This window comes from Joostella sp. (genome assembly GCF_048266025.1).
GTDB lineage: Bacteria > Bacteroidota > Bacteroidia > Flavobacteriales > Flavobacteriaceae > Galbibacter > Galbibacter atrarenae.
Window position 1 is genome coordinate 128932 of sequence record NZ_JBLXAF010000008.1, and the last position, 23578, is coordinate 152509.

General features: G+C 33.0%; 21 protein-coding genes. 5 read left to right on the forward strand and 16 right to left on the reverse strand.

Features of this window, described 5'->3' with window-relative positions:
- Positions 1 to 21: 21 nt before the first annotated feature.
- From uxuA to ACN0TY_RS13730, 10 genes are all read right to left on the reverse strand, one after another.
- A complete protein-coding gene (uxuA, locus tag ACN0TY_RS13685; RefSeq protein WP_417444937.1) occupies positions 22 to 1212 on the reverse strand; it encodes a mannonate dehydratase in 1191 nt (396 codons plus the stop codon).
- Between the two features lie 9 nt (positions 1213 to 1221).
- Positions 1222 to 2028, reverse strand: coding sequence for an SDR family oxidoreductase (locus ACN0TY_RS13690; protein WP_417444938.1), 807 nt, complete (start codon positions 2026 to 2028; stop codon positions 1222 to 1224).
- Between the two features lie 216 nt (positions 2029 to 2244).
- Entirely contained in the window at positions 2245 to 3585 is a 1341-nt protein-coding gene (locus ACN0TY_RS13695) for a Gfo/Idh/MocA family protein (RefSeq protein ID WP_417444939.1), read from the reverse strand.
- A gap of 12 nt (positions 3586 to 3597) precedes the next feature.
- Positions 3598 to 4980: a 3-keto-disaccharide hydrolase gene (locus ACN0TY_RS13700; protein ID WP_417444940.1), complete on the reverse strand. Its 1383-nt coding sequence runs from the start codon at positions 4978 to 4980 to the stop codon at positions 3598 to 3600.
- A 261-nt stretch (positions 4981 to 5241) separates the two neighbouring features.
- Positions 5242 to 6309, reverse strand: coding sequence for a substrate-binding domain-containing protein (locus ACN0TY_RS13705; RefSeq protein ID WP_417444941.1), 1068 nt, complete (start codon positions 6307 to 6309; stop codon positions 5242 to 5244).
- A gap of 85 nt (positions 6310 to 6394) precedes the next feature.
- Positions 6395 to 7579: a class I SAM-dependent methyltransferase gene (locus tag ACN0TY_RS13710; protein ID WP_417444942.1), complete on the reverse strand. Its 1185-nt coding sequence runs from the start codon at positions 7577 to 7579 to the stop codon at positions 6395 to 6397.
- Positions 7580 to 7586: 7 nt separating this feature from the next.
- Positions 7587 to 8687 carry an AI-2E family transporter gene (locus ACN0TY_RS13715; protein ID WP_236959098.1) on the reverse strand — a complete coding sequence of 367 codons (1101 nt, stop codon included), beginning with the start codon at positions 8685 to 8687 and terminating at the stop codon, positions 7587 to 7589.
- A 10-nt stretch (positions 8688 to 8697) separates the two neighbouring features.
- On the reverse strand, positions 8698 to 9243 hold the full coding sequence (locus ACN0TY_RS13720) for a TrmH family RNA methyltransferase (RefSeq protein ID WP_417444943.1): 546 nt from the start codon (positions 9241 to 9243) through the stop codon (positions 8698 to 8700).
- 1 nt (position 9244) lies between these two features.
- Complete coding sequence (locus ACN0TY_RS13725; protein WP_417444944.1) at positions 9245 to 9886, reverse strand: DUF4159 domain-containing protein; 642 nt, start codon at positions 9884 to 9886, stop codon at positions 9245 to 9247.
- 66 nt (positions 9887 to 9952) lie between these two features.
- On the reverse strand, positions 9953 to 10657 hold the full coding sequence (locus ACN0TY_RS13730) for an NUDIX hydrolase (protein WP_417444945.1): 705 nt from the start codon (positions 10655 to 10657) through the stop codon (positions 9953 to 9955).
- Between the two features lie 76 nt (positions 10658 to 10733).
- Between ACN0TY_RS13730 and galK the strand changes: the two genes are divergently transcribed.
- Together galK and ACN0TY_RS13740 are read left to right on the forward strand one after the other, a co-directional pair.
- Entirely contained in the window at positions 10734 to 11900 is a 1167-nt protein-coding gene (galK, locus tag ACN0TY_RS13735) for a galactokinase (RefSeq protein WP_417444946.1), read from the forward strand.
- A gap of 2 nt (positions 11901 to 11902) precedes the next feature.
- On the forward strand, positions 11903 to 12943 hold the full coding sequence (locus ACN0TY_RS13740; protein ID WP_417444947.1) for a UDP-glucose--hexose-1-phosphate uridylyltransferase: 1041 nt from the start codon (positions 11903 to 11905) through the stop codon (positions 12941 to 12943).
- Positions 12944 to 12972: 29 nt separating this feature from the next.
- Here ACN0TY_RS13740 and ACN0TY_RS13745 read toward each other — a convergent pair whose 3' ends face one another.
- Positions 12973 to 13416 carry a hypothetical protein gene (locus ACN0TY_RS13745; protein WP_417444948.1) on the reverse strand — a complete coding sequence of 148 codons (444 nt, stop codon included), beginning with the start codon at positions 13414 to 13416 and terminating at the stop codon, positions 12973 to 12975.
- 254 nt (positions 13417 to 13670) lie between these two features.
- Between ACN0TY_RS13745 and trxB the strand changes: the two genes are divergently transcribed.
- From trxB to ACN0TY_RS13760, 3 genes are all read left to right on the forward strand, one after another.
- A complete protein-coding gene (gene trxB, locus ACN0TY_RS13750; RefSeq protein ID WP_417444949.1) occupies positions 13671 to 14639 on the forward strand; it encodes a thioredoxin-disulfide reductase in 969 nt (322 codons plus the stop codon).
- A 279-nt stretch (positions 14640 to 14918) separates the two neighbouring features.
- Positions 14919 to 17336: a TonB-dependent receptor gene (locus ACN0TY_RS13755; protein WP_417444950.1), complete on the forward strand. Its 2418-nt coding sequence runs from the start codon at positions 14919 to 14921 to the stop codon at positions 17334 to 17336.
- 22 nt (positions 17337 to 17358) lie between these two features.
- Complete coding sequence (locus ACN0TY_RS13760; RefSeq protein ID WP_417444951.1) at positions 17359 to 18672, forward strand: hypothetical protein; 1314 nt, start codon at positions 17359 to 17361, stop codon at positions 18670 to 18672.
- 85 nt (positions 18673 to 18757) lie between these two features.
- Here the strand turns inward: ACN0TY_RS13760 and ACN0TY_RS13765 are convergent, their stop codons facing one another.
- From ACN0TY_RS13765 to ACN0TY_RS13785, 5 genes are all read right to left on the reverse strand, one after another.
- Positions 18758 to 19486 (reverse strand): head GIN domain-containing protein, encoded by a 729-nt coding sequence (locus ACN0TY_RS13765; RefSeq protein ID WP_417444952.1) that lies wholly within the window; start codon positions 19484 to 19486, stop codon positions 18758 to 18760.
- 88 nt (positions 19487 to 19574) lie between these two features.
- Complete coding sequence (locus ACN0TY_RS13770; protein WP_417444953.1) at positions 19575 to 20645, reverse strand: hypothetical protein; 1071 nt, start codon at positions 20643 to 20645, stop codon at positions 19575 to 19577.
- Positions 20626 to 21195: a hypothetical protein gene (locus ACN0TY_RS13775; RefSeq protein WP_417444954.1), complete on the reverse strand. Its 570-nt coding sequence runs from the start codon at positions 21193 to 21195 to the stop codon at positions 20626 to 20628. The genes ACN0TY_RS13770 and ACN0TY_RS13775 overlap by 20 nt, the downstream gene beginning before the upstream one ends.
- Complete coding sequence (locus ACN0TY_RS13780; RefSeq protein ID WP_417444955.1) at positions 21185 to 21748, reverse strand: RNA polymerase sigma factor; 564 nt, start codon at positions 21746 to 21748, stop codon at positions 21185 to 21187. The genes ACN0TY_RS13775 and ACN0TY_RS13780 overlap by 11 nt, the downstream gene beginning before the upstream one ends.
- A 224-nt stretch (positions 21749 to 21972) precedes the next feature.
- Positions 21973 to 23373: a nucleotide sugar dehydrogenase gene (locus ACN0TY_RS13785; RefSeq protein ID WP_417444956.1), complete on the reverse strand. Its 1401-nt coding sequence runs from the start codon at positions 23371 to 23373 to the stop codon at positions 21973 to 21975.
- Positions 23374 to 23578 lie beyond the last annotated feature (205 nt).

Sequence of the window (23578 nt, forward strand, 5' to 3'; positions counted from 1 at the left end):
CTTCTTTTAAGAAAAAAACAGCTAGTATAAGGACTTTCTAATACCTAGTTCTAATCCTCTAAGCTCTGCTAGGCCTCTAAGTCTTCCTATTGCAGAATACCCTGGATTTGTTTTTTTATTAAGATCATCAAGCATTTTATGTCCATGATCAGGACGGAAAGGCATTCTAATATCTTTGCGTCCTTCAGATTTTCTTTTCTTCTGTTCAGCAATTAAAGCCTTCATTACTCCAAACATATCTACATCTCCTTCTAAGTGATTTGCCTCATAGAAATTTCCTGTAGCATCTCTTTTGGTACTTCTTAAGTGGATAAAGTGAATCCGCTTTCCGAGTGTTTCCACCATTTTCACTAAATCATTATCATTTCTTACACCAAAGGATCCCGTACAAAATGTGAGTCCATTATTTGGACTATCTACAGCTTTATAAAGATCTAGAATATCTTGTTCTGTACTTACAACCCTTGGAAGACCAAGAATAGGGTAGGGAGGGTCATCTGGATGGATACACATATTTACACCTGCTTTTTCTGCTGAAGGAATTATATGTTCCAAAAAGCTAAAAAGATTCTGTTGAAGCTTTTTAGCATCTATGTTATTATAAGTAGCTAGAATCTCATTAAACTCTTCTAATGTATATCCTTCTTCAGCACCTGGAAGCCCAGCAATAATATTATTTGTCAAAAGAGATTTATCTTCTGATGTCATTTTTTCAATAAGAGCTTCTGCTGATGCAATCTCACTATCTGAATACTGATCTTTTGCTCCAGGTCTTTTCAAAAGGAATAATTCGAATGCAGCAAAAGCTATTTTATCAAACCGTAAAGCAGTAGAGCCGTCTTCCATAGAAAAATTTAAATCGGTACGTGTCCAATCCAAAACGGGCATAAAATTATAGCAAATAGTATCAATTCCGCAGCTCCCTAAATTTGTTATAGTTTGCTTATAGTTTTCAATATATTTTTTATAATCTCCGCTTTGAGTTTTTATATTTTCATGAATAGGAACACTTTCTACAACAGACCAAGTTAGGCCGCTAGCTTCTATAGTATCTTTTCTTTTTTTAATCTCTTCAATAGGCCAAATTTCTCCGTTTGGGATATGATGTAACGCTGTGACAATACCAGTAGCTCCAGCTTGTTTTATATCAGCTAAAGAAACCGTATCGTTTGGGCCATACCAGCGCCATGTATTTTCTAATTGTAACTCCATTTTCTCTTTTTAAACCCCACTGAATGCACTAAATCCACCATCTACAGGCACCACTATACCAGTTACAAAGGAAGCGTCATCTCCAGCAAGCCAATTTGCTACTCCTTGTAATTCTTCTGCTTCACCAAAGCGTTTCATTGGTGTTTGTGTAACAATAGTTTGCCCTCGTTGGGTAAGAGTACCGTCAGGATTAAGCAATAATGCTCTATTTTGTTCTCCTATAAAAAAGCCCGGAGCGATTGCGTTTACACGAATACCATCTCCATATTTTAAAGCCATTTCTACGGATAACCATTTTGTAAAATTGTCTACAGCAGCTTTACTAGCGCTGTAGCCTACAACTCTTGTAATAGCTTGTTGAGCAGCCATAGAAGAAATATTAATAATGCTGCCTTTTTTATTATCAGCCATAACCTTTCCAAAAATAAAACTAGGTAAAACGGTGCCCTTAAAATTAAGATCGTTTACTTTTCCGAAATCTTCTAACGAAAGGTCAAAGAAAGTTTCATCTGGAGCTATAGTTGCCCCTTTTCTATTTCCACCAGCTGCATTTACAAGAATATCAATACTGCCCCAAGTGTCTATAACTTTCGTTTTTGCGGTTTCTAAAGATTTTTTATCTAAAACATCAGCAACGAGAGCAATTGCCTCTCCGCCATTATTGTTTATTTCTTGTACTCTTTGATTAACAGTTTCTTCTGTTCTTCCAAGCACCGCAATTTTAACCTTCTGCAAAGCAAGACCTTTAGCTATAGCGCCACCTAAAATTCCATTTCCACCAGTAATTATAGCTACTTTATCTTTCAAATTATTCATTCTAAAATTTTTTATTAAACAATTATGTGTTTATCAGTTGTTGCTGAAATCTCCTCGAATTGGATTGATAGCATCGATTAAAATGCTTGATCCTATAGTTTTTTAAGTATTCAATTTTTAAAAAAAGAATAGAGGAGCGTGTAGGTTTATAGATTGAATGATAAAAGGACTTTCAAAGTAGTGATTGTAGAATCACTACTTTGAAAGTTTATATATTTATATGGTTGGTTCCCATCCTTTTTCATATTCTCTACCCCATAACTTCATTGCTTCAGGATCTAACATTTTTCCATTATTGTCATCTATTCTGAAGCCTTTTCCTGTTCGGTAAGCAACATTAGCATAATGAACCATTGCCATACTAATACTAGCATCAGCAATAGGAGCATTTAAGTTGCCTTTTCCACGAATAGCGTCGAAAAAGTTAACCATGTGGTCCGTAGAAATATCACCACCACCACCAAGAGCAGTTCCAGCTTCTTGAGAGTCGGCTGTAACTTCTTTGATAAGTTTACCAGCTCTATCCATCAACATGTATTTACCTCTGTTTACAAAAACGGTACCTTCAGAACCATAAATTACAGTCCCACGGCCACCGCCATATGTACTGTATCCGTTTCTACTTTTTCCGTCCCATTGGATAATTTTCTTATCAGCGAATTTAAAAGTAGCTTCCATAGTATCGTACATTTCCCAACCATCGTTAAGGAAGTGTCTTTTTTCAGCTTCAACTTCAGCATATTGAGGGAAATCTACTTGTAGTGCCCAACGAGCAATATCTAATTCGTGAGTAGCATTATTTCCAGCTTCAGCAGTTCCGTAATTCCATCCGTACCAGTGCCAGTTATAATCCCATGTATTATCTGTATACTCACGATGTACAGCTGGTCCTTGCCATAATTTCCAATCTAATCCTTCTGGAACAGCAGCTTTCTTTTGTACAGGAACTTCACCTCTTTGATTGTTATAAAAAGCAACAGCTTTGTATGGAGTTCCTATAATACCATTATGTATTTCGTTTATAATTTGAATTGTATGGGGAGCAGAACGTTGCTGATTTCCCATTTGAACAACTTTGTTGTATTTTTTTGAAGCAGCAACTAAAAGCTCATTTTCGTTCATATTATGACTACATGGTTTCTCAACATAAACATGTTGTCCTGCTTTCATGGCCATAATTGATCCTGGTGTATGCCAATGGTCTGGAGTAGCGTTAACGAGAACATCTACATCTTTATCATCAATTACTTTTCTGATGTCATTTTCTAATTTCGGTTTGTAATCGATGCGTTCAGCGAAGTTTTTCATGGCTCTTGCACGCTGACTTTCCATTACGTCACACAGATACATTAAGTTTACATTACTAGATTTTCTAGAAATAGGCTCATAGTAAGCGCCAAGTCTTCTTCCTAAACCAGCAACTGCTACGTTTAATCTTTCGTTAGAACCTATAATTCTACGGTAACTACTTGCTGGCATCCCCATAACGGAGCCTCCCACAGCAATAGCTGTACTGCTTAAAACGGTATTTTTTATAAAGTTTCTTCTAGTTGTCATAATTTTGTTGGTTTAAAGGGATTTGATTTTGATGTTTTTGAATGAAACGCGGTTACCATGATCTTGTAAAAGAATACTTCCTTTTTCAAGCTCTCCGAAGTTTGGCCATTTTTCATACTTACTTTCGGAAACAAGTTTTAGGAACTCATCACTTCCTCTTTCATATTCAAGAACTTTCATTCCGTTTAACCAATGCTCAACATGATTATCTTTAGATATAATTTTTGCTGTATTCCATTCTCCAATTGCATTCATTGGTTTTTTTGGATCAGCTTGTATAAGGTCATATAAAGAAGCAGCTGTTCTACTACCGTCATGATTTCCTAGTTTAGCATCAGGATGTCTTTCATCATCTAAAATTTGATATTCTAATCCAATAGAAGAACCAGGACCTTTATTTATTTCTGTATCTACATAATACTTTATTCCGCTATTTGCACCTTCAGTTATTTTGAAATCTACTGTAAGCATAAAGTCTTTATATAGTTCTTTTGTAACGATATCTCCACCAGCAGCAGATTCTTCACCATTAGATTCTAAAACTGTAAGAATACCATCTTCAATAACCCAACCTTTTTCTGGGAATTCTTCTAGTTTAGCACCTCTCCAGCCATTAGTCGATTTACCATCCCAAAGCATTTTCCAACCATTATCTTTTTCTCCAACTGTTAGGTTGTTTTTAGTAACTATTGGCTTAAGTGGAGTTTTCTTACTGTACTTTTGAAGATCTTCGGTAAGGATATTTACGTTTCTCCACATGATTTCAGTACCTGCTTTTTTCTTTTTACCAATGCTGTGTACTTGTAAAGCAATAAATCCTGAAGCAGTTTTTCCGTCGATAAGATGAGCGGCAGGAACCCCATTGATCCATGTTTTTAGAGTATCTCCAATAGCTTCAATTCGGTAGTGATTCCACTCTCCTTGCTTGAAAGCTTTTTGAGCATCAGGATTATCCTTTAAAGGAACCAACCATCCACGTCTTCCTTCGTCATAAATACCAGCGCTCCAAGCACGGTCCGAAGGGTCAATTTCTATTTGATATCCATGTACACGGCCATTCTGATATTGAGGTATGCTATTACTACGAATTTGAATACCAGAGTTCATCGTAGAATCTACTTTATAATCAAGCTCTAAAATAAAATCACCATACATTTTATCTGTTGTCATAAAAGAATTAGGCGTATCGTGAACGGTGCTCCCAATAACTTTTTTATCTTCAACACGATAATTTGCTTTTCCTCCTTTTTGCGTCCATCCGTTAAGGTTTTCTCCATTGAATAGGGGAGTCCATGGGGTGTCATCTTTAGGAGTAGTTTCTTGACAACTTGCAGCCAATACTAGGGAAAAGACTGTGAAAGCTTGTAGTGTGTAATTTCGAAGTTTTGAATTCATAAGTTTAAGGTGATTTTTGTTATGTTATAATTTATTTGTTTTTCTTTTGATTGAAATGTGTACGTGCACATTTTATATTAAATTTTTTTAAAAATATATAATTTTCAGCTTATAGTAAAAGTATTTATCACAAAAAAAAATAAATCATGGAAATAAGGAATGTTTATTTTAAAGTGTTAAATAAAGATAGATTCTGATTTTTTTATCTAATTACTTGTTTATTAGATGTTTTTCGTAGTTTAAATTTGTTAGATTTTAAATTTAACTGTGAGGTAGGTTGTTTAGGTTAGTATCATAGTACATGAGGTTTTCTTGAGTGATAATGTCTATGGGAAGAAACTTTTCAGAATCTATTTTTTTATTTAGTACTAAATGGTTGTAAAAGCTTTCGAGAGCTAAATATCCCTGCGTTTTAGGTCTCTGTCCTAAAAGATAAGTGATAGTTTCCTTTTCTAAATATTCTACATTTTTACTTATTAAATCGTTTCCAATTAGTTTTACCTTATTAGATAAGGCTGAACTTTCAATATGCTTCGCTACATAGTGAATTAAAGAGCTTGGTACATAGATTCCCACAGTATCATTATTAGGATTACAAGCAGACTTTAATTGCTCATCAAAATCTTTACTCCCCAAATTAATGTTACTTTCTACTAAGGTGATATCATTAATAAAAGGTCTACTGTATAAGTATTCTTTAAACCCTTCTATCCTTTGCTGAAGTGTCCTGTTGTGATTTTCATTGTTCTTAACTGAGATTATAGAGATCGTGCCCTTAGGTTTAATCTCTGCACATAGGAGTTTAGCAGCTAATTTTCCGCTTTGAAAGGCATCTTGCCCTATAAACTTTAAACATCCGCTATTCTTAATATTTGAATCTATTAATGTAAAAGGAATAGAGGCTTCATTAAGTTTCTTTGTTAGTTTTACAGCCTCAAAATTTATTACAGGAGCTATGATAGCTCCATCAACATTCATTTTTAAGAGTTCTTCTGCCTTCTTATTGAAAGACATTGCAGAATTCTGGTCGAATTCTAAAATGGTTAATTTAATACCAAACTGACTAAAGTTTTTAGCTGCCATTTCTATACCTTTTGAAGGAATCTCCCAATACTCTCCCTTGGAGTAAGAGGGTACTAGTGCGGCAACTTGGTAGGATTTGTTCAAAACAAGTCCTCTAGCATAGATGTTAGGTTGATAATTAACCTTTTCTATGATATCAAGAATCTTTTTCTCCGTTTTTTTAGAAACCTTCCCTCTTTTATGGATAACTCTGTCTACCGTTCCTAGAGAGACATTTGCCAACTTTGCTATTTCTTTAATTGTCAAAATTCAAGTTTTAGAAATACTAATATAGTAAATCTACTTAAAATAAGGTACGTTAACGCTCAATATATTTCTTCTAAATTGTTTATTATGCTTTTTCGCAATGAAGTACTATTTTATCATTTCTATGATTAGTACAAAAGAAAAGATATGTATTCCCTCCATCTTGGATTTTTGTTTTTTTACGGATTTGAGCTACTGTTTCAGGAAAGTTTCTTGTTGTTATATTAGCCTTATTATTTGTGAGGACTTTCTTTAGCTCTTTTTTGTTATAAGATAGAATGTTTTTAATAATAAATAAACGCCCAGGGAAATCTGCAACAAGTTCATTACTGGTGTATAGGTGAGTGTTGGGATGCAGCTTAGAAAGGTTTAATTTGTCCGCTATTATGTTAAATCCTCCACTTTTTAAAATAGCTGCATTAGGTTCATATAAAAAATCTAGTGGAGCAGAGAAATTAGCTACAGATGAACTTTCATCATTCATTTCGAACTCGAATACCTCTTTATTGCTTTTAGATATATTTATTGTTTTTATGATTGTTCTTTGAAGAGTATTACTTTTTAAAAGCCAAAGGAGTTCTTTTACTTCGTTATTAACGGCTACAATATGTATTTCAGCTACTTTATTTAATTCTTCGATACCTTTTGATAAATCTAACAATGGGGAGGTTTTAACCAAAATGGTTTTTGCTTTTTTAAATAGAGTGGGCAGTACAAGACGCATGTTAGGAGCACAGTCTTGTAATAGAAAAACTTTATTTTTTGTGCTATCTCTTCTTGAAGGATCTACAAAAATACAATCGAAAGTCTCTTTGGAGTTCTCGATAAATACAATCCCATCTTCAGCTTTAGAATGGATGTTACCTTTTTTGAGTGCTTTAAAGTTATGATTTGCAATTTCTGATAAATCGCTATTTATTTCGCAATGATATACTTCCTCAAAGCTATTAGAAAAGTGATAGCTATCTACACCAAAACCTCCAGTAGCGTCTATGATTTTTTTACCACTAACTAAGCTAGCTTTATATTTTGCTGTTATCTCAGATGACGTTTGCTCAATATTAAGTTTATTAGGGTAGTAAATACCCTCAGTTTCATACCATGTGGGAAGCTTCTTTTTGGCTTTATTTTTTGCTTCAATCTGTGTTACAACTTCTTTTGTAGATACCCCATCAAGACTTATTCCTTTTAGTAATAAAGAAGAAACATCTTTATCCAGATTTTGGTTTATAAATTCTTGTACTTCAGTATTTAAAATATTTTTGTTCAAAATGAAGTTATAGGTTTCTAGTAAGCTTTATAACTATTTTATTTTCTGATAGGAACTCTTTTAAAACAACCTTAATTGCGGTGTATAAAGGTACTGCTACAACCATACCTAAAGGTCCAAATACGATTCCTGCTATAATTATGACTAAAAATATTTCTAGTGGATGTGATTTTACACTATTAGAAAAAATTAGCGGTTGACTAAAGAAATTGTCTACTAGCTGGCCAACCATAAATCCTATTAGCACATAAATAGCTTTTGGTAAAACTACGGTACTAAAATCTGCACCTAAATTACTAGACATTGTTAAAGATACCATGAGTACTCCTCCTATCAGTGGACCTATATACGGAACTAAGTTTAATAACGCACACATAAATGCTATGACAACAGCATTGTCTATTCCTAAGATTATTAATACTGCTGTATAAATAACGAAAAGGATTCCTATTTGGAGTAATAACCCAATAAAATACCTAGATAATAGATTTTTAATAGTTTCTAGAGAGTTAATTACTCTTTGCTCGTTCTGAGGAGGGATGAATGTTAGGAGTCCATTTTGAAACAAACGACTATCTTTCAGAAAGAAAAAAGAAATAAAAATAACAGTAAATAAGGCTACACTAAGGGAGCCTATTCCTCCAATTATGTATTTAAACATATTAGGAATTGCAGATAAATCTAAATTTGAAATAAACTCGGAGGTCTTAATAGATTCTTCAATAGATTGTTCTACTTTATATCGACTTACAGAAAAGTAATCTGAAATTTCACGATACACATCTTGTAGGCTCATTTTAAGATTATCTATGTTTAATAACGATAGATTTTTTCCTTGTTCTACAATTAGCGGGACAAATAATCTTAATACTCCAGCAATAAAAATAATCATTATAGCCATGGTTAATACAACGGCTACGTTATCGTTAAATTTGCATTTCTTTCTTAAAAACCTAACAATAGGTCTCCCTATCAGGGAAATTACAAGTGCGATAATAATGTAAGCTATAACGGCTTGTATTTTGTAGAGTAGGATAAGAAGTAAAGCTATTCCAACAAGTGTTGCGATAGCTCTTAATATACCGTCCGAGATTGTTTTTGAATCCATTTTATTAAAATTAATTAAGTAAAATTAAATAAAAAGCCCATATGAACACCATTCGATAGCGATTAGTTATTTCATATAAAGAAATGGCAGTGGCTTGCGCCAAATTCATGCTGCTATTTTTTCCAAACATTTCTATGTGATGCACATGATTAGCTATGGAAAGTAATTTTTGGGATACGCCGTAATTTTCATTTCCAATAAGTAGTGCAGTTTTATTTTGTAATGGAATTTTTAGATTTTCAATTGCTTTGCTATTGTTTGTTATTTCTAAAGCAATGATAGTGTAGTTTTCTTCTTTTAAATGTACGATAAATCCCTCTTCATTTTCAATGTACTCATAGGGAATAAATTTATGCGTAGCTCGAGCTGTTTTTTCAACTCTTCTAGAAAAAACGGGTTCTACACCAATAAAAATAATTTTTTCTACTCCAAAAGCATCAGCTAGTCTAAAAATAGAACCAATATTAGAGGCACTAGTTACATGGTCACAAATTATAGTGACTGGGAAACTCCTTTCTTTAAAGGTGTTGTTGTCATGATTTAATTGTTCTACCATATTAATTTTCAAAGGCGTATTGTATAATGTTTGCTCCCATTTGTAGTGCTTTTTGTCTTACATTATCAGGGTCGTTATGAACTTCAGGATCTTCCCATCCATCTCCAAGGTCACTTTCAAACGTAAAAAGTAAAACCAGTCTATTATCATTAAAAATGCCTAATGCTTGCGGTCGCTTTCCGTCGTGTTCATGTATTTTTGGAAGTCCGTTTGAAAAGGTATACGTTTCATTAAAAATAGGATGGCTTGTAGGGATTTCTTTGAGTTCTTTGTCAGGGAATATTTTAGGAATCTCTTTTTTTAAATATGGAGCCATTCCGTAGTTGTCATCAATGTGTAAGAAACCTCCTGAGAGCAAGTAATTTCTTAAGTTTTCTGCATCTTTATCAGAAAAAAAAACGTTTCCATGTCCCGTCATGTGGATAAATGGATACTGAAAAATATCTGTGCTACCAGCCTCAACAGTAACTGGTTTTGGACTTATTGTTGTGTGTATATTATTGTTGCAAAATGAAATTAAATTAACAAGTGCCGTAGGGTTAGCATACCAATCACCACCACCATTATATTTTAATAATGCAATTTCTTGGGCGTTACCATAGAAACCAATACATAAAATAATAAATAACAATTGTTTAGCCATCTAATTTGGATTGTGTTGAGGCAAATTTACAGTATTTAAGAGAACAATAAATGAAAATTTGTATTCTTAAAAAATCTCGAAATTATAGCCAGACTGTATTAGGTCCTCATATTTTTCATGATCAAACATATAATAGAAAGCTCCTCTTTTAGAAGAACTTTTATCTTTCACATCTAATTTTTTCAAAACCTTTAGAGATAATACCTTTTTTCTGAAATTCCCAGGATCTAATTTTCGTTGAAAAATAGCTTCGTATAAACTTTGCAATTGTGGAATCGTAAATTTTTCTGGAAGTAGCTCGAAACCAATTGGTTGGTGTTTTGCTCTTCTTCTTAATTTGGAAAGAGCATCTATAACCATTTGATCATGATCTAACACAAGTGAAGGTAAATCTTCTAATTTATACCAATAAGCTCCATGCTTTTCTGTGAGCTCTCTATCGTATTCATCAATACGAATAAGTGCAAATTGGGCTATAGAAATACAACGGGCTCCATCATCTCTAGAAGCTTTTCCGTATGCAATTGATTGCTCAAAGAATACATTGTCTAATCCTGTAATTTCTTTGAGAACCCTTCTGGCTGCATTATCTACATCCTCTTCAGGCTTCACAAAGCTACCTATTAAAGACCATTCACCACGTTTTGGTTCTACTCTTCTTTTAAAAATTAAGAGCTTTAGTTCTCCATCATCAAATCCAAAAACAATACAGTCTGTAGCAACAAACATTTTTGATTCTTCCTTATAGTAACCTCCTGAATTTAATTCCATTTTTAAATTTAATGTTTAATTAATAAAAGTGATAGTCACTTTTATTATATTTGTTTTTTAAAGAAACAGCTAAGGTTTGAAAAATACAACGCAATCTGCTAATAGGCAAGAAAACTTTTTGAATTTAAATGAATTTAAAAGTGAGGTAATTATTGATTCTCCAGGAAGAATTAATTTAATTGGTGAGCATATCGATTACAATGGAGGTCATGTTTTACCGGCAGCTATAGATAAAAAGATAAGAATATATCTTAGGAAGAGTAATACTGATACTTGTACAATTTGGTCTGAAAATTACAGTACTGGTTTTAGTTTTGATATTAATGATGTGAAACCTGGAGCTGTAGAGTGGCAAAACTATATTTTAGGAGTTGTTCATTATATAGGAACAATAAAAGGAGGCTTTGTAAAAGGGTTCGATTGTATTATTCATAGTGAATTACCAATGGGATCTGGATTAAGTTCTTCTGCAGCATTAGAATGTGGATTGGCAAAAGGCTTAGATGAATTATTCAAAATAGGGTTATCTTCTGATGAAATAATTACGCTTTCTAGAGATGCAGAGCATAATTTTGTAGGAACAAAGTGTGGTATCATGGATCAGTTTTCTGTAGTTCGTGGAAAAAAGAACCACTTAATTCTCCTTGATTGTCAGAGTCTTAAATATGAGTTGATTAAATCAGATTTAGACCCTTATAAACTGGTGCTTTTAAATTCTAATGTTTCTCATAATCTAGCGAGTAGTGAGTATAATACAAGAAGGAAAGAATGTGAGGATGCTTTAGCTGCGATTAATAACAAGTATCCATCATATGAGTATTTGGTTGATGTGCCTGAAGAGATTGTAAAGGAATTTAAAGAAGAACTTCCAGAGAAAACATTTAACAGAGCTATATATGTTACTCAAGAAAATAAAAGGACATTGATGGCTTCAAATGCGCTTGAAGATGATCTATTTGAAGTGTTTGGATCTTTGTTATATCAATCTCATAAAGGATTGAGTGAATTATATGAAGTTAGCTGTGATGAATTAGATTTTATGGTAGACTTTTCTAAAGAATTTGATTTTGTTCTCGGTTCTAGAATGATGGGTGGTGGTTTTGGAGGTTGTACAATAAATCTAGTACATGAAGATCATGTTAGCGATTACATTGAAAATATATCGGAAGCATACAAGAAAAAATTTAATATTGAATTAAGCCCAATTGAGGTAAACATAAGTAATGGGGTTTCAAAAATATAAGCATGGAAAATACAATAAATAACAAACCGCATAGAAGATATAATATTTTAACTGGGGAATGGATTTTAGTTTCTCCTCATCGTACAAAAAGACCTTGGCAAGGAAAAAAAGATCAGAAGAGTGAGTTACAAAAAGAAACTTATGATCCTAAATGTTATTTGTGTCCAACAAACGAAAGGGCTAGTGGAGATACTAACCCAGATTATGAAGGAACTTATGCTTTTACGAATGACTTTGCAGCATTATTACCAAATGTAGAAGCAGAGGAGTACAGTAACGGACTTTTAAAGGCAGAAACAGAGATGGGGATTTGTAAAGTGGTTTGTTTTTCGCCAAATCATTCACTTACACTTCCGCTGATGAAGGTTGAAGAGATTACTAATGTTATAAAACTTTGGAAAAAGGAATACAAAGAATTAGGTGAGAAGTCAGAAATCAATCATGTGCAAATCTTTGAGAATAAAGGAGCGATTATGGGGTGTAGTAATCCGCATCCACATGGGCAGATATGGTCCCAGTCTTCAATCCCTCAGGAAGTTTTAAAGAAGCAAAAGCATAAAAAGGCTTATTGGGAAACTAATAAAAGGAGTTTGTTACAAGATTATTTAAAACAAGAATTAGAGCTTAAAGAACGTATTTTAGTAGAAAATGATCACTTTGTAGCGTTGATACCTTATTGGGCAGTATGGCCATATGAGGCAATGATAGTTCCGAAAAAGCATTATCAAGACATAAGTCAGTTAAACGAAGAAGAAGAGATAGCTTTTGCTTCCATTATAAAAAGACTGACAATAATGTTTGATAATCTTTTTGAAACTTCGTTTCCATACTCTTCAGGAATCCACCAACGTCCTACAGATGGTGAAGAGCATCCAGAATGGCACTTTCATATGTCTTTTTACCCACCTTTATTACGTTCTGCTGAAGTAAAAAAATTTATGGTAGGTTACGAGATGTTTGCTAACCCACAAAGAGATATTACTGCTGAATCTGCTGCAAATAATCTCCGACAGCTTTCAGAAGTACATTATAGTAAGCAATAATGAATATAGGTCCTCTTCGGAGGACTTTTTTATTTTAAACGTTTATAGTTTTCAGAAAACAAAGGATTCCCTTCACCATCTAAAGTGATCTGACTAAAAGAGTTTTTTGCAACCTCCAATTTAAAAGTAAATACGCGCATGGTGTCTATAATGTTCATCATAGATTCAGACCCATATTCTAAGCGTTCAACTAAAGAATTATCGGTAATATAATAAGATCCATATCCAAACCATTCCATAGAATCTTTTGGCACGAATCGTGTCCACATCACTTTATCATTTTGGTACATTTTTATTTGACGATAGCCATCACTATTTTTGATAGTGTCTATAACTATATTTCCGTCATAAGAATACCTGCTTTCAAGTTCCCAAGTACCTTGTAGAGAATCTTTGATAATTATTTTTTCTGGACTTCCAGAAAGAAATATCATTGCTAATAGAAAAACGAAAGGAAAGAGTAGTGTTTTCATGACAGCTAGAATTTAGAAGTTAGTAAATATGTTACTGTTAATTTACGAATAATCAGTTAATTATGGAAATAATTCGGATTGTATTATAAGTTGTGTAAACAGATTTTCAATATATTTGATAATTACATCTATTCATATTAGAAGCTAGTATCAGTTTTGTTTATTGTTTGATAATAACTTTTCATAGATTAGTTGTAAGCTTTTTACTAAAAAAGCTACTTTTGTTATGTAATTATATTAGAAAGGATAAAACGATGTCTGAAAAAATAGAAAGAATAAAATGTTTAATTATTGGTTCAGGGCCTGCAGGTTATACAGCAGCAATTTATGCAGCTAGAGCAGATATGAAACCAGTAATTTATACCGGTTTAGAACCTGGAGGACAATTAACAACTACTACAGAAGTAGATAATTTTCCTGGATACCCAGAAGGTATTGATGGACCTTCTATGATGATGCAGTTACAACAGCAAGCAGAACGTTTTGGTACGGAAGTAAGAATTGGAATGATTACTTCTATAGAGTTGAGTGATGAAGTAGGAGGAATACACAAAGCTGTTGTAGATAGTACAACAAATATAGAAGCTGAAACTGTTATTATTTCTACTGGAGCCACTGCAAAATACTTAGGATTACCTAGTGAGCAACGTCTTAGAGGTGGAGGAGTTTCTGCATGTGCAGTTTGTGATGGATTTTTCTTTAAAAATCAAGAAGTAGCAATCGTTGGAGGTGGAGATACTGCCGCTGAGGAAGCTACTTATTTAGCGAATATCTGTAAAAAGGTTACGCTATTGGTTAGAAAAGGGGAGATGAGAGCGTCTAAAGCAATGCAACATCGTGTTAATAATACTGCTAATTTAGTTGTAAAATACTTCACAGAAATAGAAGAAGTATTAGGAGAACAGGTAGTTGAAGGAATTCGTGTAGTAAATAATCAAACTGGGGCGAAAGAGCAAATAGATGTTACTGGGTTATTTATAGCTATAGGTCATAAACCAAATACAGACATCTTTAAGAATCAAGTTAAGATGGACGATACTGGCTATATAATCACAGAAGGTAAGTCCACTAAAACAAACAAACCAGGAGTATTTGCTTGTGGAGATGTTCAAGATAAAGAATATCGTCAAGCAATTACAGCTGCAGGAACTGGATGTATGGCTGCCTTAGATGCAGAGCGTTATCTAGCAACTGTAGAAAGTAGTGAAGAAGTAGAAGCTTAATAAGCTATAATAATATAAGTGTAGTTAAGGTGAAATCTATAAAATAGATTTCACCTTTTTTTTGTATATACATCATCTATTTGTTAATAATTTCATCTTTTCACCACCCCTTTTGTGTTTCTGTTATTACATTCTCTATTTATTAAGATTTACTAGAAAGTAAGGAATAATCATCGCGTTTTATTTATAACAATAACTGCTTTATTTAGACTAAAAATAAATAACATTTTGTTTTTATTAAATCTAAATAAGTATATATTTGCAGTCTAAACGTAGAAAATGTTCGTAAATAAAGGGTTTTTATTAGTATTGTTTTTAATGTCTGGATTCTTTGTGTTTGCTCAAAACGGAGCGCTCAAAGGGAATATTAAACATGAAGACAATACCGTTGCTTCAGGTGTTTATCTAATATTAAAGGGGAATGGAATACAAAAAGATGCAGCAACAAATTCAAAAGGGAATTATATATTTAAAGAAATTTCATACGGGGATTATACGTTAGAAATTCATTCTATAGATGCAAAGACTAAAATCTTAGATGTATTTGTCAATTCAGAAGTAAAGGAGCTTGATATAAACTTAGAAAGTTCGGATATGCACGAGTTAGATGAGGTAACTATTCAATCTAAAACTAAAAAGGAGAAAATTGAAGAGAAGGGTTTTGCTGTAGATGTAATTGAGACAAAAGATGTTGTAATGCAGTCTATTCAAGTAAATGAACTATTAGATAGAACAGCAGGAGTAAGAGTTAGAAAATCTGGAGGATTAGGGTCTCAAACCAACTATATCTTGAATGGTATGTCGGGTAATTCAGTAAGAGTATTTATAGATGGAATCCCTGTTAGAAACTATGGGCCTTCTTTTTCTTTGAATAGTATTCCTACTTCTATGATAAAAAGAATAGAAGTATATAAAGGAGTTGTTCCACCAGAGTTATCTGATGATGCTATGGGAGGAGCGATAAACATAATTTTAAATAAATCTTTCAAAAACAAATTAACAGCTTCAGTTTCCGCGGGTTCTTTTGGAACTTACTTAGGAGATATTAATGGAAGTTATAGAAACGATAAAACGGGATTTACAGCTAGAGGGTCCGCTTTTATAAATTATGCAGAGAATAATTATGAGGTTTATGGAGATCAAGTAGCAGTAACTTTAGCACCTGGGACTCCCGAGGTTCCTATTGTAGCAGAGCGTTTTCATGATAGATATAGATCTCAAAGTGTAAAAGTAGATGTAGGTTATACAAACGTTAATTGGGCAGATAAGTTTATGATTGGAGGTCTTTTCTCCAATATGGATAATCAGATTCAAACAGGAGCTACTATGGAAATTGTTTATGGAAACCGATTTACAGAGCAGAATACCAAAATGTTTAATCTTGATTATGCTAAAAAAGATATTGTTAAGAATTTAGATCTTAGTGCATTTGCTTCTTTTTCTGAATTAAATAGAAAAACTGTAGATACTATTGCTACACAATATAGCTGGTTAGGGCACCCTACAAGTTATTACAACGATCCAGACGTATGGGCTTCTGGAGCGGAAGCAGGAGAACCTACTTTACAAGAAGATATAGATCAAACAATAAATACTAGAGTTAATGTTGTTTATCATATAAATGATAAAAATCAACTTCAATTTAACCAGTTATTAAATACTTTCACTAGAGATTCTGATGATCCTGCGCTTCCTGCTATAGAAAATGCAATGCAAGAAGAACGAAAGTATATTAAGAATATTCTCTCTTTTTCTTATGAAAATTTAGCTTTCGATGAACGATTGAGTACTACTTTGTTTGCGAAATCCTATAATATGGATAGAACTGCAAAAATTAGGACTAGAACAGGAAATACGGCAAATTCTACCATCGAAATAGAAGAAAGTAACGTCAAATCTAATGATATAGGTTTTGGAGCTGCTATTTCTTTTGCTTTAACAGAAAAAATAGCTGTCTTTGGAACTGCAGAAAAGGCAATTAGACTACCTGGAGCAGGGGAGGTTTTTGGAAATGTAGCTAACAATGTTAATGCGGCATTTAATTTAGATCCAGAACGAAGTAATAATTACAATTTAGGATTTTCTTATAATAACATAAATTATAAAAAGCACACTTTTGGATTTACGGCTAATGGGTTTATCAGAGATACTGAAGACTTAATAATACAATTGCCAACAGGTAATGACGAAGAATTTTTCTTGAATTCAAATGTAGGAAAAGTATATACAGAAGGTTTTGATTTTGAATTAAACTACAATTTCAATAAAATGGTTTCTTTTAATGCAAACACCTCATTCTTTAATGCAAGGGATTATAGTGTTACTTACGATGTAGATGGAAATCCAATAACACCTACTTACGAGAGATTACCAAATACTCCTTATTTTACAATGAATTATAACCTTCGATTTGACAGAAAGGATATTATCCAAAAAGGAGCTAGTTTCTCTTTTTATACCAATGTATTGTATGTAGACGAATTCTTTAGAGAAAGCACTTCTTTAGGTGGAAATGGAAAAATTGTGATTCCAACTCAAGTCTCTACAGACTTGGGCTTAGCTTATACATTTCCTACGAATAAACTCACTTTGAGTTTTGATATAAAAAACCTTTTTGATCGTCAATTGTTTGATAATTACGCACTTCAAAAGCCGGGGAGAGGATATTACGGAAAATTAACTTATTCAATTTTATAAAAACAAATCAAAAATCAGCATTATGAATTTAAATTTTAAATACTTAGTAAAAGTATCTTTTTTATCTGTATTTGCAGTATCGTTATTTTCTTGTAGTAGCGACGATAGTAGTGGAGATCCAGATATAGTAGACCCAGACCCAAGCTCATTACGTCCTTATCATTTAGTTTTAGGATCTAGTTCAACAGGAAATTCTGCTACTTATACGCAAGGGGTAACTGTAGAACAATTAATAGATCCTGCTGTAACTTTTTCTTTTGAAGGATTTGGTTTTGAAGTTCCATCTACACGTACAGCTAGAGTTTATACTTCTGATGACGGGGAAACGTTATTCAACTTAAATTATGGAGGAGGAGCAGTTGCAAAATATGATTATGAAAGTGGACAAAATTACGGTTTAGTATCCAACACAGATATACAAGCAGTAATGGGAACAGCTTACCCTCGTTGGACTAAAATCGACGAAAATTTTGCAGTTTTACAAAATGTAATTACAGATCACGTTTATAGTGATGAAGAAGGAACTGTTTATGAAAGAACATCTGCAATGGTAACATTGGCTTTGATGGATTTAAGAACAATGACAGTTGTGGAGAATAATACTTTTGAATTCCCATGGAACGAAGAAGAGGCTTCAGAGGGTGTTTTTGTATTTAGAATTGACGCACCAGTATTATCGAATGGAAAATTATACTACGGAGCTGCTAAGCGTGTTTATAACCCACTAACAGCAGAAAATGAATCATTAGTATATGAAGATATAGAAACATTAGTAGTAGACTACCCTTCATTAAATAATGAAACTACAATTAGAACATCAGTAGATGGTGTTGCAGGTTCTACAAATGGATATAGAACACCTGTAGCTCATATGGATGAAAAAAATGATACATACCAGTTGGTAACTTCAGGAGATGCGTCTATAGTTAAAATCAGTAATGGAAGTTATGATGAAGCTTATGGTAGTTTTAACATAAAAGAGATTTTAGGACATAATGCAGAGGCTAATACGGGTTGGTTTTATGTAGGAAATGGAATTGGTTATGTTCCTGTATTAAACACGGATTTAGGAGAGAGTGCTAGTTCTTATTGGGATGTTGTACGCGTAGACGTTTATAATAAAACAGCCGTTAAAATGAACATTCCATTAGATTTATGGTTAAGACAATACCAATGGGCAAGTGTAATTGAAGGAAAGCTATTTATGGCTCTTGCACCACTTGGAGGAGAAGGAAATGTTTATATTTTTGATCCTACATCTACAGATGCTACTGGTTATGAAGTAGGAGCAAAACTTAAAACTGGAACTGATGCTTCTTATATTGGTTTATTTTAACCATTTATAATATTATAATTAGAAAGCCGTCTAAGAATTAATTCTTAGACGGCTTTCTTTTTTTAAAAACTAAGTTAGTTCGATTTTATCCCCTAGAAACATCACCAGAACCAGATACCTTACTATCTTCTTTGGTTGGATTTCCGTAATATTCTACATCACCAGAACCAGAAACTCTAACCTTTAACTCTCCATCGCAGTGTACATTGACATCTCCAGATCCAGAAATGCTTACTTCTACATTTTTAGCTTTTAATTGTTTTGCAGAAATATCTCCAGATCCAGATAAGGCACATTCAAAGTCGGTTGTATTTCCTCTCAAAACAACGTCACCAGAACCTGCTAGGTGACTTTCTACACTTGTAGATTCAATATCTAGTGTTAGATCGCCAGAACCTGCTAAACTAGCTTTAAAGTCTTTAGCTTTGATGGTGTTTTTAGTTGTTACATCTCCAGATCCAGCTAAGGAAACAGCATCGATACTTTCAAAAGGAACAATAATTAAAATAGAGTTATTACGACTCGTGCTTAAATCATATCCTTTTTCTGTTTTAATTTGAAGAGATCCATTTTTGACTTCTGTTTCGATATGTGGAATTAAATTTTCTTCAGCAGTGATAGTAATTTTTCCTTCTTTACCTGCAATAAGTTCAACATCAAAAAAGCCTGCTACACCAACAGCGTCATAACTGTCTGTGCTTCTCTCAACAGTAGTTACGTTTCCGTTTCCTTTTACTTTTTCATTTCCAAACCATTGAGCATTTGCTGTTGCAGTACTTGCTACAGCTAAACATAATAAGAGTAATTTTTTCATTGTTTTAATTTTTAGTTGATTGATTTTCTTTATTTTAAAGTTATATTGATTTCTCTTGAATCTTCCAATTGATTACCTAGAAAGACTGCTACATTTTACTAAAGCTCACTCCTCCATAATCAGAAGTGATGTTTATCTTATTTTTGCCCTTACTTCCGTAGTAACCTTCGTAATACTTCTCTGTTGATTTTTCTCTTTTAATAGAGAACTCAAAGTCCGTATCCCCATTTAATCCTGCATATTCAAGATTCATTGTAAAGTCAAAATGGTAAGCGTTATTGTAACCAATTTTAATTCCAGTATAGTCGCTTCTTATTTGAAGGTTACCAGCATCAGCGGCCATTTCATCAATACGGATGGAACCATAATCGGAAGTTATATCCACATATCCATGAATAACACCAAAACGTGTTGTTAAGTAATCTCCTGTTCCTTGGATGTTATTTGCATTATTAATTTTTATGCTTCCATAATCACAAGTATATTCAACGTTTTTTCCATTGTTAACTTCAGAAGTGGTATAATCTGCATTGATACTAATATTACCTACTTTTTCTATAACGAAAGAAGAGTAGTCTGCATTTATTTTCCCGCTTTTCATGTATTCTATGGTTGATTTAGAAGTGTAATCAAACTTTAAAATATTATTATCTGCATTTAATTTTCCAATTTCTAAACGGCCATAATCACAACTAATATTTGCAACGCCATCAATTTCATTCAAATAAATACCACCGTAATCATTATTTAAATCCAACGTATTTCCTACAGGCACTTTTACAGTATAGTTTATTTCCATACTCACGTTATTGTTGCTCCATCCCCAACCGCTTTTCGAAAATATAGTTTTAGCAGAAACCATGGTACTTGAATTTTGAAATTCTATATCAATTTCATCAAGCTTTTTCTGAGCCTTATCTTCGTTATTACTATTGGTTTTTATATGAACTTCTATTACGGTTCTATTTTCATTCCAAGAGGTGATATGGAGATTCCCATAGCTGTTATTTAGTTTTAAAAGGGCTTTTGGACTTACTGTAAATTCTTTTTTCACCTTTTTTTCTTTGGTATATTTTCCATTCCATCCAGGGCCAGCAGCGATTCCAAATAATGGAATGCAGACAAATAAAAGAGCTGTTTTATATAATTTGATTTTCATTTTGAGAGGTTTTAAATTTTTTAATTTCTTCGATTTGAGTGAGTACATCTTGTAATAAATTAATTCGCGTTTGGTAATTAATTATCATAGCATTTAATATTTGCTTGCTATTACCTTCATTTGCCAAATCATCTTCTAATTTTTCATGATCTTTTTCTAGTTTTTTTATCTGAAGCATCGCATCTGCAATAATCTGCTTTGTTTCAGGAGTGGCCTCTGCTTGAATTTTTTCTATTTCTTCATTTATTAAAGAGGCAAAATAGAATTCCGTTTTTTGAATTTGTGAGGGTTCTTCAACTACTTGTTGTTCAATTTTATTTTCAGCTTTAAAAACTTGAAAGCCGATAGCAACTAAAATAGCAATCGAAGCAGCAATAGAAAGAACTTTCCATGGAAAACCATTTGATTTTTTCTTCTGAATAGAAACCACTTTTTCTTGCGCTTGTAACTTCTCTAAAAAACGATTCTCATGTCCTGTTTCTGGAGCCTCAAGATCCCAATCGTCTTTAAGGTTTTCGAACAAGTTATCTATGTTATCATTATGCTTCATAAACTTCAGCTTGTAATTTTTTTCTTAAACTTTCTTTCGCTCTAGAAATTGTAGTTCTACAATTTGCATAGCTTAATTCCATGATAGTTCCTATCTCTTCATAGTCGTAACCTTCTATTAAATGAAGGGTTAAAGCAATTCTGTAATTATCCTTCAACATATTCATGGTCTGCAACACTTTTTGAGCCTTTATATTGGTCAACTCATGATCAGAATTAATTTCATTATTGTCTTCAACCCTGTAAATAACATCATCCAAGGCAACATTATTTAATTTTTGTTGTTTTCTGTAATGATGAATACTGTTGTTAATAACAATACGTTTTAACCAAGCTCCAAAAGCTACTTCTCCCTTAAAAGTATGCAGTTTCGTAAATGCGTTTAAAAACGATTCTTGCATAATATCTTCGGCTTCAAAGCTATCTTTTACAATACGAAACGCCGTATTGTACATAGCTTTATAATAGCGATTGTAAAGCGCTAGTTGCGCAGATTGATTCCCTTCTTTACAGGCATCTAATAATTGGTTAATATGTAATTCTTGTTGGCTCAAAAAGTTATTCGTTTCTCACTAGTGAGTTTAAAACCTTATTATGGGTTTGTTTATACTAAAGATAGTATTACTTCTAGTTTGTTACAGTTGGAGTATAAAAAAATACGATAAAAAACAATTTTCACTGATAATCAACTGTTTATGTAGAGATGTTTTAATAAAAAAATCCTGATAAAACTATTACAATAGCCTTATCAGGATTTTTTGTTTGAAGAAAATTGGCTTTAAGCGTTTTCTCCTATTCTATAATAATTAAAGCCTAAACTATTAAGCTTGTCTTTATCTAAAATTCTTCTCCCATCAAAAACAAAAGCAGGCTTTAGCATTTGCTTAAAAATGGTTTCCCAATTGTAATCTTTAAACTCATCCCATTCTGTTAAAATAGCAATTGCATGTGCGTCTTTAGAAGCTTCTATAGGATCTTTTACCACAGTTACTGGTTTTCTATTCTCTTCTTCAGAACGTGTGTTTAAATAATCTAAATCAGCATAAATTCGTTCTGCAGAAACTTTAGGATCGTAGATTACAATTTCTGCTTGCTCTTCTAAAAGAGCATCGGCTACGTATATGGCAGCAGACTCACGAGTATCGTTGGTGTCTTTTTTAAATGCCCATCCGTAGAAAACAATTTTTTTCCCAGAAACGGTATTGTAAAGTGTACTGATAATATTATTGGCAAACCTCGATTTCTGATAATCATTCATAATAATGACTTGTTCCCAATAATCTGCCACTTCATGTAAACCGTAGCTTTTGGCTATGTAAACAAGGTTTAAAATATCTTTCTGAAAGCAAGAACCACCAAATCCAACAGATGCATTTAAAAATTTGGAACCAATACGACTGTCTAAACCGATAGCTTTAGAAACTTCTTGTACATTGGCATCTGTTTTTTCACATAATGCAGAAATAGAATTGATAGATGAAATTCGCTGTGCTAGAAAGGCATTTGCTACCAATTTTGACAACTCGGAAGACCAAATATTAGTTTTCAAGATGTTCTCTTTCGGTAGCCAATGTTCGTAAATAGCGCTCAACGCTTCCTTTGCAGCTTCACCTTCTTCAGTTTCGTCTCCACCAATAAGAACTCTATCAGCATGTAAGAGATCATTAATTGCAGTTCCCTCCGCTAAAAACTCGGGATTGGAAAGAATCTCAAAATTTACATGATTACCTGTATTGTCAAGGATATTTTTAATGGCTTGCGCAGTCCTAACAGGAAGGGTAGATTTCTCTACAACAATTTTATCATCTTTAGCAACTTTGGCGATATTACGAGCGCAAAGTTCGATAAATTTTAAATCGGCCGCCTGTCCTTTTCCTTTACCGTATGTCTTGGTAGGTGTATTTACAGAGATGAAAATCATTTCTGCTTCATCAATAGCCTTATCAACTTCCGTAGAAAAGAATAAATTTTTATTTCGTGTTTCAGCTATAATTTCTTTTAATCCAGGTTCATAAACGGGGAGATTATCTAGATTCTTATCGTTCCATGCGTTAATTCTATCCGCATTTATATCTACAACTGTAACTTGAATTTCTGGACATTTATGTGCAATAACCGACATGGTTGGGCCACCAACATATCCAGCCCCGATACAGCAGATTTTATTTATTTTTTTCACACGTATTTTTTTGAAAGCAAATTAATATGAAATATAGAAATTGGTTATAATCGAAACTATTTGCAATTCTATTATGCAAATATATAAGCTTCTTGGTAACTACTTTCATTTTAATCGTTCAAAATGGCTTATTATTGTTTGTAAACCTTTACTTGTAAAGGTTAAAATCATCTAAAATGCCATGCTCTTTTATGCTATTAATTGT